Raw genomic sequence first — 16,538 nt, 5'->3', positions numbered from 1 at the left:
TTGCAACCGGGCGTCGATTGCGTTTGAAGAAGCGCACGATCGTTCGGATAACGGAACGGTGCAGGCGGATCGGGGACGATGCAGGATCAGGCGGAACGGCCCGACCGGGCGCGCGGGCGCGACCTGCTGACCGGCGCGCAGGTGCTCTCCGGCCAGCTCGGCAAGACCATCCAGCGGCTGCGCAAGGCCTACAACCTGTCGCTCTCGGAACTCGCCGAGCAGTCCGGCGTGGCCAAGTCGATCATCAGCCAGATCGAGCGCAACGAGACCAACCCGACGCTGGCGACGATCTGGCGCCTGTCCCAGGCCCTCGACGTGTCGATCGAGCGGGTGCTGGCGGCCGGCGACGAGGAACCGTTCATCGAGAAGACCTCCCGGGCCGACACGCCGATCCTCGTCTCCGAGGACGGGAAGGTGCGGCTGGCGATCATCGGCTGGCTCAAGACGATCGAGTGGCTGCAATGGTACGAGGTCACGGCCGACCCGGGCGGCGTCCTCGACTCGGACCCGCACCAGCGCGGCTCGGTGGAGTCGCTCTCGGTCACCGAGGGGGCGTTCGAGGTCGAGATCGGCGGCGTCGTGCAGCGGGCGCGGGCCGGCGAGACCCTGCGCTACCGCTGCGACCGGCCCCACCTCGTGCGCTGCACGGACGGCCCGGCCCGGGCCACCATGGTGGTGATCATGAAGGCCGCCGTGATGGAGTGAGGCGGCCCGGTCGGCCCTCCGGCCCACCCTCGGCGCCCCGCGCGAGGGCGCGCACGCGGTAGTCGCGGGGGCTCAGGCCGTAGCGCTCCTTGAAGCGGCGGGAGAAGTGGGACTGGCTGAGGAAGCCGCAGCCATACGCCAAGGTCCCCAGCGGCATGTGGAGGCAGCCCGGATCGGCCAAGCGCTTGGCGGCTGCCTCGAGCCTGCGGTGCCAGATCCAGTCGGAGACGTGCCGGTCCTGCGCGCGGAACAAGGCCTGCAGCCGGCGCAGGGACACGCCGGCCGCGGCCGCGAGCCGGGGCGGGTCCAGGGTCGGATCGTGGAGATGGGCCTCGAGATAGGCCCGGGCGCGCTGCACCACGACGCTGTCCTGGACGGGCCGCTGCGCCTCCCGCGCGAGCCGCTCCGCGAGGCTGGCGACGATGAGGTCGAGCCCCGTGGAGACCATGCTCTCGGCCACCTGGGGCGTCAGCCGGTCGCCCAGGCTGAGCAGGTTGCCCAGGAACGACCGGGTCAGGGTCGCGGTCGGCAGATCGCCGCCGACAGTCACGCCGGCGAACAGGCGTGCGGAGCCCAGAGCCCCCTCCAGCCGCTCCCGCGGGATCCCGATGGCCAGCACCTCGCTGTAGCCGCTGTGCTCGATCGTCCAGGGTGTATTCGTATCCCGGATCGAGAAGTCGCCGACCCGATCCGTGCTCGACCGATCGTACTGATTCGCGCGGACCTGTCCCGAGAGCACGATGCTCATGAACAGGTGGTCGGTCTTGTGGTTTTCATGGCGAAGCGTGCGCGGCGTCGTGGCCGCCCGCAGGTTGCGCAGCGCGAATTTCGTGAAGACCAGGCCGCCGATACTGGCCCCCTCGATCGTCGCGTGAAAGGGCTCGTCGTTGAGACAAGTCTGCGCCATCGGAACCAGGCGATCTTCGCAGACATCTCGCCAAAGGCGAAAATTGTCCTTCTCCAATACACCTTCAGTTGAGAACAGAGTCTGCATCGCGGCAGCCGTATGACCGCGATTGCTGCGAACCGCAACCGCGCCCCGTCCACGCACGCCGCGGCGCCGCGGGACACGGATTGATCGGCAGGAAATCCCGCGCGCCCACGATGGACCGTCGGGCCCGTCCCATCACCCGTGGCGCCTGTCGGGCCGTGGAGCGGATCCGCACGGCTGGCATTCGGAGGACGTTCCGTCGCGAGCGCCCCGCCCCGGCGGGGGCGTCGGCGCGGCCCGGCCGCGGGGCCGTCAGCGCCCGCTGTTCACCCAGCGCACCACGTCGGCCAGCACGATGCTCAGCGCCTGATCGAGGGCGCGGGCGCCGCTGCCGGCATCGATCTTGGACACCGGCACGCGGGCCGTGAAGATCCGCGCCGCCGCCACCCTGCCGGTGCCGTCGGCCACGAGCTTCAGCGACAGGTCGACCACCGCCTCGCCGGTCCCGGACTGCACGTCGAAGGCGCGGATCTCGCTGATCAGCTGGTAGTCGGCCACGACCTTGTCGCCGGGCCGGCTCACCGAGCGGAGCCGCCCGGAATTCTCCAGGCTCTGGATGAGCCGCGTCTGGATCAGGCGCGGCAGCCGGTCGGCCCACTGGCCGCCGCCCAGGAACGACAGGGCGCCGCCGTTCTCGCGGACGATGATCCGGTCGGCCTCGAAGGGCTGGATGCTCACCGGCTCCGAGACCGCGATCGAGCGGCCGGCCGCGATCGGCCGCCCCGCGGCCGGCAGCGCCGCGAGGTCGAAGGTGAGGGGCGCCGCGCCGCCGCAGCCGCCCAGGAGGGCGGCGAGCAGCGCGGCGGCGGCGATGTGGGACGAGCGGACCATACGCATGACCTGAAGGACCCCGCCGGCGAACGGCGGAGCTGTATAAGCTATGCGGTTAAAACTAATCCGCTGCGGCATCCGTGCCGTGCGCCGGGACACATCCGCCCGGCGACGCGGCATTTCACCGGCCACCGTTGTATTCAGGCAACGAAGGCTTGCCGCCGAAGATCACCTGGCTCGGGTCGCGCTCCAGGCTGCGCACCGTGCGGTTGAGGGTGCTCAGCGTCCGCTGCCCGTCGCCCGACAGGGCCTCGACCTCCCGGCGGCCGGTGCCGCTCAGCCGGCCGAAATTGGCCGAGATGCTGGCGGTGCGCTTGTCGAGGTTCTCCGACATGGTCCGGAACGCCTTGCCGGCGTCGCGCACCGAGATCGCCGCGGCGCGGATCTCCGTGAAGGTGCTGGAGCCCTCCTGGCCGGAGGCCGAGCCCAGGAAGCTCTGGGCGCCGTTCAGCACCGCGTCGATCTTGTCGGCCGAGGCGCTGAGCTTGCCGGCGAGCAGCCGGGCGTCGTGCAGGCCGGCCTCGATGTCGGGGCTGGCCTTGGACAGGGCGGCCGAGAAGCGGTCGGCGTTGTCGATCACCCGGCCGAGCTTGGCCCCGTCCACGGCCTTGACCAGCGCCGAGATGTTCGGACCGGCATCGGCCAGCGTCTTCGAGAAGGTCTCGACGTTGGTCAGCGACCGGTTGATCGCCCCCTCGTTGGCGGAGACCAGCCGGTCGAGGCGGACCAGCATGTCGTCGGCCCGCTGCGCCACCTGGCGCGCCAGCGCCATCATGTCCTGCATGTCGGAGGAATCGGCGAAGATCGTCGGCGGCTCGCCGTTGGCCATCGGGGTCAGCACCGGTGCGTCGGCGTTGCCGCCCGACAGGGAGATCACCGAGACGCCGGTGAGCATCGCCGAGTCGAGGCGGGCGCGGGTGTCGGCCCGGAGCGGGGTCGCGGGATCGACCTTGATCGTGGCGAGCACCCGGCGGGGATCCTGCGGGGCGAGGCGGATGTCGGTGACCTCGCCGACCTTGATGCCGTTGAAGTTCACGCTCGAGCCGCGCGACAAGCCCCCGACCGAGCCGGAGAAGACGATGCGGACGAGCTGGCTGACCTGCCGCGAGGAGCCGCCGGAGAGCCACAGCACGGTGCCGAAGCCCGCCAGGATGACGGCGATCGTGAAGGCCCCGATCAGGGCGTAGTTCGCGCGGGTTTCCATGCGCTCAACCTGCGGTTCTGGCCGGCGGAGATCCGGCCGGGCCTGGAGCCCCGGCTCCCGGAGGGGAGCAGGGCGGGATCTGGGTGGGACGGCGGCGATCGGGCATCGGGTCAGGCACGGGATCAGGCATGGGATGAGGCATGGGCCGAGGCGCCCCCCGTCGCGATGGTCCGGGCGCGCTTGCCGTGGAAGTACGAGCGCAGCCAGGGATGGTCGCTCGCCAGCATCTCGTCGATCGTGCCGGCCGCGATGATCTGGCCGTCGCCGAGCGCCGCGATGCGGTCGCAGGCGGTGTAGAGGCTGTCGAGGTCGTGGGTGACCATGAAGACGGTCAGCCCCAGCGTCTCCTTGAGGGTCGAGACGAGGTCGTCGAACTCGCCCGCGCCGATCGGGTCGAGGCCCGAGGTCGGCTCGTCGAGGAACAGGATCTCGGGATCGAGCGCCAGGGAGCGGGCGAGCGCCGCGCGCTTGATCATGCCGCCCGACAGTTCCGAGGGCAGCTTGTCGGCGGCGTCGGGCTTCAGGCCGACCATCTCGATCTTGAGCCGGGCGAACTCGTCGAGCAGGCGCTCGGACAGGTTCAGGTGCTCGCGCATCGGCACCTGGATGTTCTGCTTGACGGTGAGCGCCGAGAACAGGGCGCCCTGCTGGAACAGCACGCCCCAGCGCTGCTCCATCCGGCGCCTTTCCGCGTAGGTGAGTTCGTCGACGTCGCGGCCGAACACCTCGATGGTCCCGGCCCGCTTCGGGTTGAGGCCGAGGATCGTCCGGGTGAGCACCGACTTGCCCTGGCCCGAGGGCCCGACGAAGCCCAGGATCTCGCCGGCGCGGATGTCGAGGCTCAGGCCCTTCAGGATGTTGCGGTCGCGGAAGCCGACCACGAGGTCGCGCACGCGGATGATCGGGGCGGGGCCATTCGGCGAGGCGGTCATCGGGGCATTCATCGCGGCGGCCTCAGAAATCGATCGCGGCGAAGAACACCGCGAACAGGCCGTCGAGGACGATGACCATGAAGATGGACTTCACCACCGACGCGGTGACGTGACGGCCGAGCGATTCCGCGGAGCCCTCGACCGCGAAGCCCTCGATCGTGGCGATCACCCCGATCGTCAGCGCCATGAACGGCGCCTTGATCAGGCCGACCATGACGTGGTGGACGCCCACCGCCGCCTGGAGCCGGACGAGGAACTGGTCGAGGGTCAGGCCGCCGTAGAGCATCGCGGTGAGGCCGCCGCCCGCGAGCGCCGCGAGGTCGCCGATCAGCGTCAGCATCGGCAGGCCGATCATCAGCGCGAGCACCCGGGGCACGATCAGGATCTCGACGGGGTCGAGGCCCATGACCCGGAGCGCGTCCACCTCCTCGCGCATGCGCATGGAGCCGATCTCGGCGGTGATCGCCGAGCCGGAGCGGCCGGCGACCATGATCGAGGTGAGCAGCACGCCCATCTCGCGCAGGATCAGGAGGCCGATCAGGTTGACCACGAAGGTCTGGGCGCCGAAGCGCTGGAGCTGGAAGATGCCCTGCTGGGCGACGATGCCGCCCACGAGGAACGAGATCAGCACGATGATCGGCGTGCCGTTGAGCGCCACCTGCTGGATCTGGTTGATCAGGGCGTTGCCGCGGAACGTGCCGGGCCGCAGGGCGACGCGCCCGCAGGCGGCGATCAGCTCGCCCAGGAACGCGAGGGCGGTGACGAACTCGCGGCCGCCCTGCACGGTCCGGCGCCCGGTGGAGTCGAGCAGGCCGACGACCGGGCCGTGCCGCCGCGGCGGCGGCGCGTCCGGCTCGCGCAGCCGGACCTCGCCCAGCAGGGTGCGGTGCTCCGGGCGGGCGCCGAGATAGGTGAGGGCGCTGCCCGCCTGCTCGATCTCGGCGCGGGTCCGCTCCAGGACCCAGGCGCCGAGCGTGTCGAGGCGCTCGATCCCCGACAGGTCGACCGCCACCGGCCCGGCGCGGCCGGCCGCCGCGATGCGCGCGGCCGCGGCCTCGACGGTCGGGGCCTGGTCGGCGGTCCAGCGGCCGTCGAGCGCCAGGCGGCCGTCGGCCGACCGGTCCCGCAGCGCGGCGCCGGCCAAGGCGCCGGGAACAGTGCCCTCGCTCAGCAACACCCATACTCCTCGATCGAGGCACCACCCTGCCCGGCGGTTATGACGACATTACGGTTGACGATCCGTCTCCAACCTCACCCCCCGCGCGCGGCGGGACGCCAGGGCGAGGCCCAGGCCGGCGGCGGCGAGCGGCGCCATCAGCAGGAAGGCGAGGGGGCCGCCGGCCCGGTAGGCGACCCCGCTCCCCAGGGTCGCGACCACCGAGATCCCGGCATTGACCGCGCTGAGCGTGCCCTGCGCCCGGCCCCGCGCGCCGTCGGGGGCGTAGGCCGAGACCGCCGCCATGGCGCCGAGCTGGGTCGCCCCGAAGGTCAGGCCGTGGAGGCACTGGAGCGGCACCAGCGCGGCGAGGTGGTCGCCGAGGAGGTACATGCCGATCGCCCGCAGGATCGCCGCGACGGCTCCGGCGCCGAGGAGCCGCACCGGGCCGCGCCAGGCGGCGGGCAGGGCGGGGAGGCCGGCGAACAGGGCGATCTCGGCCAGCACCCCGGTCGCCCAGAGCGCGCCGACCCAGGTCGGCGGGATGCCCTGGCCGGTCCAGTAGATGCTGCCGAACCCGTAGATCGCCCCGTGGCTCGCCTGGATCGCGGCCGCCGCGCCAATGCACAGCCAGAGCCGCCGCGGCAGCCGCGTCCGGCCGTCGCCCGCCGCCGACGGCGGCAGGACCGCCACCGCGCGGCTGCGCCACGCCACCAGACCCGCGCCGAGGGCGAGGCCGGTCAGGAGCAGCGGCACGGCGAGCCGGCCGCCGAGCGCCGTCAGCAGCAGCCCGCCCGCGAGGTTCGCCAGCAGGAACGCGATAGAGCCCGCCATCCGGATCCGCGCGTAGGTCAGGCGGGCGTCTTGGCGCACGGCCGCGAGCGTCAGGTAGTCGATGCAGGGCACGAGCGGCGCGCCGGCGACCGCGTTGAGCACGATCAGCCCGGCCAGCAGCGGCCACCCGATCCCGGCCGCGGCGGGCATCAGCGCGTAGGACAGGCTCAGGGCGAGGCTGCCGAGCAGGATCAGCCGCCGGGGCCCGAGGCCGCGGTCGAGGAGGCTCATCAGAGGCGCCGTGGCGGCGATCCGCGTGGCGATCGGCAGGGCGAGGAGGAGACCGATCACCCGGGCATCGAGCCCCAGGGCGTCGAGCCACAGGGGCATGAACGGCATCGCGATGCCGATCTCGGTGAACACCACGGCGTAGAGCAGCGACAGGCGCGCCGGGCCGGACGGGCGGGGCAAGGCGGGTCTCGACGAGCGGGGTGAGCAGGGAGGTGGGACCGGGAGGGCGTCCGTAAGCGCCCGTTAAAGGCCCTCTGTCAAATTCGCCGCGATTGGCGCGCATCGGGGCCGCCGCCGCGCCCGCATTCAGCGTCCAGAGAGGCCCATGTTCGGTTCCGTCAACCCGAGCGCGCACGCTTCGGCCGAGTACGAGGCGATCGAGGCGACGATCAGCGCCAGCGAGCGCGGCCGCTGGTTCCTCGCCGAGTACGCCCGGCGCAACCGGGGCGCCGAGACCGAGGTCCTGCTCGGGGCGATCGCGCGGCTGGAGCGGAGCGTCACCGCCGACCGCGGGCAGGAGGCCTTCGGGCACCTGCGCGGCAATCTCCTCGACATGGCCGACGCGATCAGCCGGACCAAGGGCGAGATCGCGGCGCTCAACACCCCGAACGGCGACGAGACCCGGCTGACGCAGGCGTCCCTCGCCCTCGACGCCATCGTGCGCGAGACCGAGCAGGCCACCTCCGACATCCTCAGCGCCGCCGAGTCGATCCAGGAGGCGGCCTGGACCCTGCGCGAGCACGGGGCCGACGCGCAGGCCTGCGACGCCCTCGACCGCCACGCGACCGCGATTTACACGGCCTGCTCGTTCCAGGACCTCACCGCGCAGCGCACCGCCCGGATCGTCTACACTCTGCGCTACCTGGAGGACCGGGTCTCCGCGATGATCGCCATCTGGGGCGAGGACGCGGTCCGGGTGCCGCCCCACCGGGGCGCGCGGCCGGCCGGCGAGCCGGCCGATCTGAACCAGAGCGACATCGACCGCTACATCGCCATGGACGTGCCGGCCGTCACGGTGGCGGCCCTCGTGGCCCGCCCCGGCAGCCCGGCGCTGCACGAGGATCTGGTGTTCCTGCCGGTCCAGGCGGAGGCCCGGGCGCCGGAGGCCGAGCCGGAGACAGAGGTCGCGGCCGAAGCGCCGGCCGCGCCGGAGCCGGTGGCGGAGGCCGAGCCGGACGCCGTGTCCGAGCCGACGGGAGTGGCCGCGCTGGCATTCGCCCCGGAGCCGGACCTCGCCGCGCCGGGGGACGGGCCGGAGGCCGCACCCGCGGCCGACTTGGAGGCCGGCTTGGAGGCCGGCTCGAAGGCCGATCTGGAAGCGGACTGGGCGGTCGATCTCGAGGCCGCCCCGGAGCCGGAGCCGGCTCCGGAGGTCGCCTCCCTTCCCGTCTCCGATCCGTCCGCCTCGGACGCGCCGGAGCCCACCACCGCGAGCGAGGAGGCGTTCGAGGCGGACGTCGAGGAGGATGTCGCGCGGGACATCGCGCGGGACGTGGCCGACCTCACCTGGGGCGAGACCGTCGGGGCGGCGCCCGCGCCGGCGATGCCGCCGGAGGAGCCGGCCCTGAGCTTCGCCGAGATCGACGCGCTGACGCCGGAGCAGCGGCTCGCGCTCTTCGCCTGACGGGTCCGGCCCGGCGCCGGCGCTCCGGCGCGGTTCGACAGGCGCGCGCCGGCGCGGACCCTGCTATCAGGGGCGCCCCCGGCACCCCCGAGCACGCGCATCCGTGGCCCTGCACCTGATCAAGCTCTGCGTCGGCCCCGCCACCATCGCCGATCTCGAGGCCCGGCAGGCCCGCTTCCGCGCGGAGGCGCTCCGGGACGGACGGCAAGCGGCGCCGTTCCACATCACCCGCACCCTGCCCAAGCGCCACCGGGAGATCACCGGGCAGGGCTCGATCTACTGGGTGATCCGCGGGACGCTGTCCTGCCGGCAGGCGATCACCGCGATCGAGCCGCTCACCGGGGAGGACGGCATCCCGCGCTGCCGGCTGGTCTTCGATCCCCGGCTCGTCCCGGTGGCGCCCCGGCCCTACCGGCCGTTCCAGGGGTGGCGCTACCTGACGGCGCGCGACGCGCCGGCCGATCTCGGGGCCGAGGCCTCGGGGGACCTCGCCGAGATGCCCGAGGCCCTGCGGCGCGAGCTGGTCGGCCTCGGCCTGCTCTGAGCGCGGGGCGGGTCTCGTCGCCCCCGGTCAGGCCCCCGCCGGCGCCGCGAGCGGCCCCGGCGGGATCGGTCCTACGCCCCGTCGAAGCGCCCGCTGGCATGGGCCAGCATGGTGTAGACCTTGCCGGTCTCCGAGGTCAGGTAGGCGTCGGTGCGCTTGGCGTCGCTGTCGTTCTTGACCACGTCGCCGAGCAGGCGCTCGAACTCGCTGACGTAGCGGTCGACGCTGCGGCGGAACTCCGCGTCGGTCCTGTAGCGGCGCTGGATCTCCGCGAAGGTGGCCCGGCCCTGCGGCGTGTAGATCCGCGGGTCGAACAGGTTCGGCTCGCCCCGGCGGTACCGCTCCCACAGGTCGACCGCGGTCCGGTGCTCGATCATCTTGGCGATGTCGGTCGAGATCGTGTCGAGGGCGATCCGCCCGGTCTCGGCGGCCGCCACCGCGGGGCGGCGGGCCGCCGGCGCGGGCGCCGGGGCGGCGGCCGGCGCGTCGGCCGCCGGCTCCTCGTCGTCGTCCAGCGAGGCGCGGGTCAGCAGGTCGGACAGCCAGCCGCGCTTGTCGCCGGCCTGCGCCGGGCGGGCGGTCGCGGACGGGCGCGGCGCCTCGATCTTGGCCGTGGCGGGCCGCGGCGTCGCCGCGGGCGCCGGCAGGGCCGGAGCCGCGGGGGCCGCCGTCGGCATCGCCGGTGCGACCGGGGCCGCGGCGGGCGCCGCCGCCGCGACGGCGCGGCCGCCGCTCTCCGCGACCCGGCGCTGGGGCTGCGCCTGCGGCTGGGCGACGTCGACCGCGCGGCCGGAGCGGGAGACCAGGGACGACAGCTCGTTGAGGGCCTTGATCTGGTCCGCCACCACCCGGCGCATCTCGCCGGTGGCGTCCTGCGTCTCGCGCGGCAGCTCGAGGACGCCCTTGGCGAGCTCGGCGCGGGTCGCGTCGAGTTCGCCGCGGATCGAGCCCGCCATCTCGCGCAGGGCCGAGAAGGAGTCGCCGAAGCTGGCCTGGGCCTCCTGGAAGCCGCTGCGCATCTCGCGGGCCGCCTCCTCGATGACCTGCCGGACGCCCTGGGCGGCCTTCTCGCCCTCGGCGCTGGCGCTGTCCTTCAGGTCGGCGAAGGCGCTCGTCACCGAGGCCCCGGCGCCCTGGGCCGACTGGGCCAGGGACTCGCCGACGCTGCGGGCACGCTCCTCGGCGGCGCGCAGGGTCTGCTCGATGGTCTGGGCCAGGGCGGTGCCGTTCTGCTCCAGGGCGGCGGCCCGGGCCTCGAACGCGGCCAGCGCCTCGGTCAGCTTGGTCTCGCGGCCCGACAGGGCCGAGTCGAGGCGCTCCTCGATGGCCGCCAGGGAGGCCGCGGCCCGGTCGAGGGCCGCCACGTGCGCGGCGGTCTGCTCGCCGAGGGAGCGGCCGCGGCCGTCGAGGGTCTCGGCGAGGCGCGAGGCCTCGCTGAGCGCCCCGTCGGCGGCGCCGCGCAGGGCCTCGACCTGGGCCGAGACGCCGGCGCTGGCCCGGCCGGTCTCGGCGGCGATGCGCTCCAGCGCCCCCTGGACCTGCTCGATCCGGCCGGCGAGACCCTGCTCGATCGCGCCGAGATTGGTGTCGGCGCCGGCCACGAGGTCGGTCAGCGCCGTGTTGGCGGCCTCGATCCGCTGCAGCAGCGCGCCGAGCTCGCGGCCCATCCGGTCGTTGGTCTCGAACAACTCCGAGAGGGTGCGGCCCGCGCCGTCCTCGACGGCGGCGCGCAGCAGCTCGGCCGAGGCCCGCGACTGCACGGCCAGCTCCTCGGTCCGCTCCCGCAGGCTCTCGGCGAGCGGCATTCCGGTCTCGGCGAGCGTCCGCTCGATCGCCTCGGCCCGGTCCGACAGGGCCCGCGACAGGTCCATCATCGGCCCGTCGATGGCGCCGCGCAGGCGCTCGACATGGCCCTCCAGGCTGTCGCCGACGGCGCGGCCGCTGCCCTCGACGCTGGCGAGCAGCGCGCCGCCGCGCTCCTCGATGGCGCGCACCAGGGTCTCGGCGCTCTCGGCGAGGCGTCGGGACAGGGCCTCGCCGCGGGCGTCGACCAGGGCACCGAGCGCCGTGGCGCGGCGCTCGAACCCGGCCCCGAGGGCCTCGGTGCGGGCGTCGATCAGGCCGGCGAGCGCGGCCTCGCGGCGGCTGAGCGTCTCGGCCAGGGCCGCGTTGTGGGCCTCGACCTGCTCGGCATGGGCGCGGGCCCGCTCGTCGAGGGCGGCGACCAGGGACGCCGTGCGCTCGTCCATGAGGCCCGCGAAGGCCTCGTGGCGGTCGTCGAAGGCGGTGGCCAGGGTGTCGGCGCGCTGCGCCACCAGGGTCGCGAACAGCCGCATGCGGCTGTCGATGCGCTGCGTGAAGGCGTCGGCGCGGGCGTCGACGCCGCGGGCCAGGGCCTCGCTCTGCGCCTCGACGGCCTGCGCCAGGGCCGCGGTGCGGCCCTCGACCACGCCGTCCAGCTCCCGCAGCCGGGCGTCGAAGGTCTCGACCAGGGCGCCGGTGCGGCCCTCGACGGCGCCGTCCAAGGCGCGCAGGCGGGCGTCGAAGGTCTCGACCAGGGCGCCGGTCCGGCCCTCGACGGCACCGTCGAGGGCGCGCAGGCGGGCGTCGAACACCTCCACCAGGGCGCCGGTCCGGCCCTCGGCGGCCGCCACCAGGGCCTGGCCGCGGTCCTCCAGCAGGCCCTCGATCGCGGCGCGCGCCTGCTCGAAGGTCGCCCGCAGGGTCTCGACGCGCGCGTCGACCCGCTCGGACACGTCGCGGCCGGTGCCCTCGACCAGGGCGCCGAGGCGGTTCTGCACCCGGTCGAACAGGGTCTGCAGCTCGCCCGTCCGCTCCTTGAGGGTCTCGGCGAGGCGGTTCTCGCGCTCCTCGAGCAGGCCGGCGATCGCCGGGTTCACGCCCTCGATCGTGGTCTGGAGCGCCTGGGTGCGGTGCTCGATGGTGCCGGCGATCTGGCGGCCGCGGGTGTCCACGAGGCGGTCGATCTCGCCCTGCGCCCGCTCGAACAGGCCCTGGAGGTCGGACAGGCGGGTGTCCAGCAGGTCCGCCATCTGGGCGGGCGCCGCGTCGAGGGTCGTGCGCAGGCCCTCGGTCCGGGCCGCGATGGCGTCGGCGACCTCCTGGCCGCGCCCGTCCACGAGGTCGCGCAGGCCGGCCTGGGCCTCCTCGAACAGGGTGTGGAGGCGCTGCGTGCGGGCGTCGAGGGTGGCGGCGAGCTGGCGCTCGCGGGTCTCCACCAGCGCCGAGACGGCGGCGGGCGCCTCCTCCAGCACCGCGCGGAGGGACTGGATGCGGGCGTCGACCGCGGCGGCGAAGCGGCCGCCGCCGCCCTCGACCACGCCGTCGAGGGCCGACTGGGCCTCCTCGAACAGGGTGCGCAGGGCCTGGGCCCGGGCGGTGAGGGTGTCGGCAAGGCGGGTGCCGCGGCCGTCGACCAGGCTCTCGAGGTGGCCCAGCCGCTCGTCGAACAGGCTGCCGAGCTGGCGGGTGCGGTCGTCCAGGGCGCCGGTGGCGGAGCCGAACGCGCCCTCCAGGGCGGCGACCATCGCCTGCCCGCGGCCGTCCAGCGCCTCGTGGATCGGGCCCATCCGGCCGTCCAGAGTGGCGGCCAGGGTGCCGGCATGGTCGTCCAGCAGGACGCGGATCTGGTTGGTGCGGTCGTCCAGCAGGGTGTGGACCGAGCGGACGCCCTCGTCGAGGAGGCCGCTGATGTCGGCCGTGCGGCTCGACAGGGTGTGGCCCAGGCGGCCCTCGCCGGCATCGAGCATCCGCTCGGCGTCCGCGATGGTCTGCTGGAGCTTGGCGAGCACGCTCTCGCCGCGCTGGTCGATGAGCTCGGCCAGCGAGGTGCCGCCGCGGTCGAGCAGGCGGGCGAGCTCGGTGATCCGGCCGCCGATCGCCCCGAACACGGCGCGGCCCTTCTCGTCGAGCTCGCCCGACATGGCGGCGATGCGCTCGTCGATCAGGCGGCCGATGAGGTCGGCGCGCTCCGCGAAGGCCGCGTGCACGGCCTCGGTGCGGGCCGCCAGCGCCGCGTCGGCGTTCTCGGTGCGCTCGTCCACCAGGCGGATCATCGAATCCGCGCGGTTCGCCAGCGCGGCCTCGAGGCCGCGGGTGGCCTCCTCGATGGTGCCGGTGAGGGCGCGGACGCGCTCGGCCATGGCGCCGTCGAGGCCGCCGGTCCGGTCGGCGATCATCGCCACGAGGTCGCGGGTCCGGCCGGCCAGCTCCTCGTCCACCGCGCGGGTGCGCGCCTCGATCAGGCGGATCGCCTCGAAGGCCTGCACGCCGAAGCTCTCGTCCACGAGGCGGGCGCGCTGGTCCAGGGTCTCGGCGATCGCCTGCAGGCGGCCGATGACGCCGGTGTCGAAATGGCCGGCGCTCTCCTCGATCCGCCGGGCGATCTCGCCCGTGTGGCGGGCGATGTCCTGGCCGAGCCCGGAGGTGCGGCCCTCCAGCATCTCCATCAGGCCGCGATGGCCCTCGGCCATGACGCGGGCCATCTCGTCGGTCCGGGCGCGCAGCGCGTCGTCCACGGCGTTCGCGCGGCTGCCGAGATGGTCGTCGATCTGGCCGACCAGCGCCGCCACGGCGGCCGCGATGGCGGCGGCCCGCTCGGCCGAGCGCGTCTCCAGGCCGCCGAGATGGGTCTCGATCAGGCTGCCGGCCTCGCGGGCCCGGGTGGCGATCGTCTCGGCGACGGCCTCGCCCTTGCCGGTGAGGAGGCGGTCCATCTCCTCCAGCCGGGCGCCGACGGTCTCGCCCAGCGCGGCGGTGTCGCGGTTGATCCGGTCGGCCAGGATGTCGCCGCGGGCGATGGTCTCCTGCAGGGCGGCGAGGCGGTTGCCGAGCGTCTCGTCGATCGCCCGGACCCGGCCGTCGGCGGTCTCGGCGAAGCTCGCGCCGGTCTGGCTGAGGGTGTCGGCGATGCGGGCGCCCTGGCTCGCCACGGCGAGCACGATGTCGCGGCCGGTGCCGCTGATCCGGGCCTGGGTCTCGTCGGCGTGGCCGGCGAGCAGCTCGGCGACGCTCCGGCCGTGCTCGCCGAAGGCCGCCTCCATCTCGCCGATCCGGGCGGCGAGGTCGGCCGAGATCGCGCGGGCGGCCTCGGCGAGGCTGCCGGTGGCGTCGCCGGTCCGGGCGGCGAGCTCGCGGTTGAGATCGTCCAGGGCGGCGCGGACCGCCGCGACGGCGTCCGTGCCGCGGGCGCCGAGCTCGGTGCCGGCCCGGTCGGCGGCGTCGCGGAACCGGGCGGTGAGGATCGCGGTCTCGGCCTCGACCGCGCCGGTGACCTCGCCGGAGGCGTTGCGCAGGGTGTCCAGCGCCGCGGCGAGCCGGGCGGCGGCGTCCCGCGTCTGCGTCTCGGCGGCCTGGCTCGCCTGATCGGCGGCGGCCCGCAGCGCGGCGGCCGCCTCCTCGGTCCGCGCCGACAGGGCGGCGGCGGAATCCGCGACCCGGCGCTCGAACACCCGCACGGCCTCGAGGGTCCGGGCCTCGACCGCGCCGGTGGCGTCCTCGGCCGTGCCGCGCAGGGCATCGGTGGCCGCCTCGGCCCCGCGCCGGAGCGCCGCGACCGCCTCGGCCGTGCGGCCGTCGATCTCGCCCGACAGGCCCTCGACGGTACCCCGCAGCGACTGGACCGCGGAGGAGGCCCCCGTCTCGAAGCCCCGGCCCAGGGCCGCGAAGGCGGCCTCGAGGTTGGCCGCGACCGTCTCGGTCCGGTGCGCGATGCTGCCGCCGGCCTGCTCGGCCGCCGCCGCGACCCGGTGCTCCAGGTCCGCGGCCCGGACCGTCACGGTCTCGTCGAGGCGCGCCGCGATGCCGTCCATCCGCTCGGCGAGGGCGCCGCCGCGCTCCGACAGGGCCTCGGCGATCCGCTCGGCGGTGCCGACGAGGTCGTCGCGCACGGCGCCCGCGCGAGCCGCCAGGGTCTCGCCGGCGCCGCTGGCGGCGAGCGCCAGGGCGGCCTGGGCGTCGCGCCCGCGGCCCTCGATCGTCTCGGCGACCGACAGGCCGGCGCTCTCGATCTCGGCGCGCAGCGCGAGGCCGCGGCCGGCGATGTCCTGGGTCAGGGCCGAGCCGGTCTCGGCGAAGCGGGCGGTGATCTCGGCGCCCATGGCGCCGAAGCGCTCGGTCAGCTCCGAGCCGCGCGACAGGAAGGCGGATTCGAGCCCCGTCACGGAGCGCTCGAAGGTCTCGCGCACCGTGCCGGCCTGGCGCTCCAGCGCGTCGCTCACGCGGCTGCCGGTCTCCTCCAGGGTCCGGGTGAGGGCGCCGGCATTCTCCGACAGGCGCTCGGCCAGGGCGGTGCCGGCGGCCTGGAAGGCGCCGGTCGCCGTGCCGGCGCGGTCCTCGAAGCTGCGGGTCAGGGTCTCGCCGACCTCCTGGAAGCTGCCGCGCACCTCCTGGCTGGTGGCCGCCAGCGTGTCGATCAGGTCGCTGCCGCGGGCGGTCATCAGGTTGACCACCCGGTCGCCGGCCTCGCCCAGCGAGGCCGTGATCGCGGCGCCGCGGGTCTCCAGCGCGCCGGTCACGCGCTCGCCCGCGCCGGTCACCGCGGAGACGATCCGGTCGGAGGCGCCCTCCAGGTCCTGGCTCAGGCTCTGGTGCGACCCGGTGATGGCGCTGCGCACCCGCTCGGCGTTGGTGACGATCGCCTCGCGCTGGGCGACCAGCTCGTCCACGAGGGAGCGGATCCGGATCTCGTTGTCGGAATAGGCCCGCTCCAGGGTGGCGATCTCGCCGCGCACCAGGGTCTCCAGCTCGCCGGCCCGGGCGAGCGCCCGCTCGACGCCGTCGCCCACCGCCGCCACCTCGCGGCGCACGGTCTGCGACATGGTCAGGACCGCGTCGGTGGAGAAGCTCTCGGGCTCGGCCAGGCGCACCGCGACCTCGCCGACCGCGCGGGCGACGAGGCGCATCTCCTGGGCGCGCACCGCCAGCATGGCGGCGATCACGAACAGCACCACAGGGCCGAACAGGGCCGCGGCGCCGACGCTCGCCTGGAGGGCCGAGAGGCCCGACAGGACGGCGCGCAGGTCGCCGTCGGACTTCGACCACGCGATCAGCACCAGGGCGCCGATCCAGACGGCGCCGGCCGCGAGGGCGAGCAGGTAGGGCTTGGGCGAGGAGCGCACCCGCAGGGTCTGCTGCAGGATGCCGATGTTGCGCCGGTCGTCGTTGGCCACGAGCGAGCGGTCGGGGGGCAGGAGGCCGCCTTCGCGGCGGGGGCGGTCCAGGCCCGGCGGCGGCAGGTCGGAGGCGAGCGGCGGGTCGAGGTCGAGGCGCGGCGGCATGGTCCGGCCGGCGTCGAGACCGCCGTCGCGCAGCGGGTCGGCGTCACCGACATCGGGCAGGCGCGGCTCGGCGCGACCGTCGGTGCCGTTCGGCGTCAGGGCGTCGAGGTTCAGCGCCTGCTCGATCGCAGAGAGCGCGGCCTCGGCCGGGTCCTTCAGCTTCTTCTCGGTCGCCATACAACGCCTCG

General features: G+C 74.8%; 10 protein-coding genes. 3 read left to right on the top strand and 7 right to left on the bottom strand.

Features of this window, described 5'->3' with window-relative positions; genetic code table 11:
- Nucleotides 1-78 precede the first annotated feature (78 nt).
- Complete coding sequence (locus ACLBYB_RS13665; protein ID WP_020092335.1) at nt 79-705, top strand: helix-turn-helix domain-containing protein; 627 nt, start codon at nt 79-81, stop codon at nt 703-705.
- On the opposite strand, the gene ACLBYB_RS13660 is transcribed toward ACLBYB_RS13665, so the two are convergent.
- The 6 genes from ACLBYB_RS13660 to ACLBYB_RS13635 form a co-directional block, all read right to left on the bottom strand.
- A complete protein-coding gene (locus ACLBYB_RS13660) occupies nt 680-1,699 on the bottom strand; it encodes a helix-turn-helix domain-containing protein (RefSeq protein ID WP_447699086.1) in 1,020 nt (339 codons plus the stop codon). The genes ACLBYB_RS13665 and ACLBYB_RS13660 overlap by 26 nt on opposite strands.
- A 249-nt stretch (nt 1,700-1,948) precedes the next feature.
- The gene (locus tag ACLBYB_RS13655) at nt 1,949-2,527 is read right to left on the bottom strand and encodes an ABC-type transport auxiliary lipoprotein family protein (protein ID WP_020092337.1); all 579 of its coding nucleotides are present in this window, start codon (nt 2,525-2,527) and stop codon (nt 1,949-1,951) included.
- 121 nt (nt 2,528-2,648) lie between these two features.
- Nucleotides 2,649-3,731 carry an MlaD family protein gene (locus tag ACLBYB_RS13650; protein ID WP_447699085.1) on the bottom strand — a complete coding sequence of 361 codons (1,083 nt, stop codon included), beginning with the start codon at nt 3,729-3,731 and terminating at the stop codon, nt 2,649-2,651.
- Between the two features lie 122 nt (nt 3,732-3,853).
- The gene (locus ACLBYB_RS13645) at nt 3,854-4,675 is read right to left on the bottom strand and encodes an ABC transporter ATP-binding protein (RefSeq protein ID WP_447699084.1); all 822 of its coding nucleotides are present in this window, start codon (nt 4,673-4,675) and stop codon (nt 3,854-3,856) included.
- A gap of 10 nt (nt 4,676-4,685) precedes the next feature.
- Entirely contained in the window at nt 4,686-5,840 is a 1,155-nt protein-coding gene (locus tag ACLBYB_RS13640; RefSeq protein ID WP_026604795.1) for an ABC transporter permease, read from the bottom strand.
- Nucleotides 5,841-5,888: 48 nt separating this feature from the next.
- A complete protein-coding gene (locus ACLBYB_RS13635; protein ID WP_447699083.1) occupies nt 5,889-7,064 on the bottom strand; it encodes an MFS transporter in 1,176 nt (391 codons plus the stop codon).
- Between the two features lie 145 nt (nt 7,065-7,209).
- Between ACLBYB_RS13635 and ACLBYB_RS13630 the strand changes: the two genes are divergently transcribed.
- Nucleotides 7,210-8,508, top strand: a complete 1,299-nt coding sequence (locus ACLBYB_RS13630; protein WP_447699082.1) for a hypothetical protein — start codon at nt 7,210-7,212, stop codon at nt 8,506-8,508.
- Nucleotides 8,509-8,611: 103 nt separating this feature from the next.
- Entirely contained in the window at nt 8,612-9,052 is a 441-nt protein-coding gene (locus ACLBYB_RS13625; RefSeq protein WP_447699081.1) for a DUF1489 family protein, read from the top strand.
- A gap of 71 nt (nt 9,053-9,123) precedes the next feature.
- On the opposite strand, the gene ACLBYB_RS13620 is transcribed toward ACLBYB_RS13625, so the two are convergent.
- The gene (locus ACLBYB_RS13620) at nt 9,124-16,527 is read right to left on the bottom strand and encodes an apolipoprotein A-IV repeat region-like domain-containing protein (RefSeq protein ID WP_447699080.1); all 7,404 of its coding nucleotides are present in this window, start codon (nt 16,525-16,527) and stop codon (nt 9,124-9,126) included.
- Nucleotides 16,528-16,538: the final 11 nt, after the last annotated feature.

The organism is Methylobacterium sp. D54C, assembly GCF_053345595.1.
Note: the sequence above shows the minus strand (reverse complement) of the source record. Positions and strands in the feature narration are given on the sequence as shown.

What these genes read in the sequence shown, in the direction of transcription:
- ACLBYB_RS13645 (WP_447699084.1), bottom strand. Translation starts at nt 4,675, where the DNA reads ATGAATGCCCCGATGACCGCCTCGCCGAATGGCCCCGCCCCGATCATC.
- ACLBYB_RS13660 (WP_447699086.1), bottom strand. Translation starts at nt 1,699, where the DNA reads ATGCAGACTCTGTTCTCAACTGAAGGTGTATTGGAGAAGGACAATTTT.
- ACLBYB_RS13620 (WP_447699080.1), bottom strand. Translation starts at nt 16,527, where the DNA reads ATGGCGACCGAGAAGAAGCTGAAGGACCCGGCCGAGGCCGCGCTCTCT.
- ACLBYB_RS13630 (WP_447699082.1), top strand. Translation starts at nt 7,210, where the DNA reads ATGTTCGGTTCCGTCAACCCGAGCGCGCACGCTTCGGCCGAGTACGAG.
- ACLBYB_RS13655 (WP_020092337.1), bottom strand. Translation starts at nt 2,527, where the DNA reads ATGGTCCGCTCGTCCCACATCGCCGCCGCCGCGCTGCTCGCCGCCCTC.
- ACLBYB_RS13665 (WP_020092335.1), top strand. Translation starts at nt 79, where the DNA reads ATGCAGGATCAGGCGGAACGGCCCGACCGGGCGCGCGGGCGCGACCTG.
- ACLBYB_RS13650 (WP_447699085.1), bottom strand. Translation starts at nt 3,731, where the DNA reads ATGGAAACCCGCGCGAACTACGCCCTGATCGGGGCCTTCACGATCGCC.